Genomic DNA, 1,299 nt, shown 5'->3' with positions numbered 1-1,299 from the left:
TGATGTCATTTCTGGAGGGTTTCCCTGTCAGGACATATCAGTCGCAGGCTCGGGGGCTGGAATATCAGGAGCCAGAAGCGGCCTTTGGTCTGAGTTCGTCAGAATCATTAGCGAAGTACAACCACGATTTGTCTATGTGGAAAACTCGCCAGCTCTCACTTCTCGCGGACTCGGAAGAGTTCTCGGAGACTTGGCCGAAATGGGGTTCAATGCTGAATGGGGAGTGTTGGGAGCGGATGACGTTGGCGCTCCCCACCGTCGGAAAAGAATCTGGATTGTGGCCCACCATAACAGTATGCGGAAACCACAACCGCAAGGGTGCGAGCAAAACGAGTGGGGACGGATTGGCAACGGCAGTCAAGAATTGGCCGACACCACAAGCAAGCGACAACAGAGATCGTGGGAATTTAAGCAGCCCAGCTATCAAACGCAGAAAGGCGAAAGGAAAGCAGATAATGCTGAGTCAATCTGTTTCATCCGAAAGTGGCCAGTTGAACCCAGCGTGGGTCGAGTGGCTAATGGGGTGGCCTATAGGATGGACAGACTTAAAGCCCTTGGAAATGGGCAAGTTTCAAGAGTGGCAGCAACAGCATTCAATATTTTAGCAGAGGCAAATGAAAATGCGTAAGTGTCGCCAATGTCGCGCCCATATCCCAGCAAAAAAGGATTGCACCGATCCCATCACAGCGGGCGGATTCTGCGGGGTCGAATGCCTCTCACTACACGGCAGGGAAAAGGCCCAGGCTGCTAGGGAGCGTAAGGCAGAGCGCGAGGCTAAAGCTAAGCAGAAGGCACTGAACCAAATGATCAGGCCAACCAATAGGCCCAGCAAGGCAAAGCAGAAGGACAACGCCAATGATCATGGGCATCAGGTAGGGATAACCCAGATCGTATTCAATCGGATGATCAGGCTGCTTGATGAAGGTAAGCCTTGCATATCCTGCGGGCGCATGAAGTGTGGCAGCTATTGGGACGCCGGGCACTACCATTCGGTAGGCAGCAACGCAACACTCCGCCTTGACCCGCGCAATTGTCACATTCAGGGCTCTGCATGTAATAGAGCCAACCGCCGCCCAGACAAGAACCAAGCCCGCAAGCCCGAAACGATACACCAAGAATACGCAATTAGGCTTAGGGAGATATACGGCGATGAGATGGTTGATTGGCTGGATGGCCCTCACCCGGCAGCGCATTACACCATCCCCGAGCTAAAGGATATGCGGGCCATGATGGCGGCAGAGTGCCGTAGGCTTGATCGGGGCGAGGGGCCAAGCCGTGACTGGCGGGCGATGGATTTTG

1 protein-coding gene is annotated in these 1,299 nt (G+C 54.0%); it reads left to right on the top strand.

All coding sequences use genetic code 11. The features are described 5' to 3' along the window. Window positions 1–605 (top strand): hypothetical protein (locus V6D20_04015; GenBank protein ID HEY9814957.1); only part of this gene is annotated, 605 nt, incomplete at its 5' end. Between the last annotated feature and the right edge of the window lie 694 nt (window positions 606–1,299).

Source organism: Candidatus Obscuribacterales bacterium, assembly GCA_036703605.1.
Taxonomy (GTDB): domain Bacteria; phylum Cyanobacteriota; class Cyanobacteriia; order RECH01; family RECH01; genus RECH01.
Note: the sequence above shows the minus strand (reverse complement) of the source record. Positions and strands in the feature narration are given on the sequence as shown.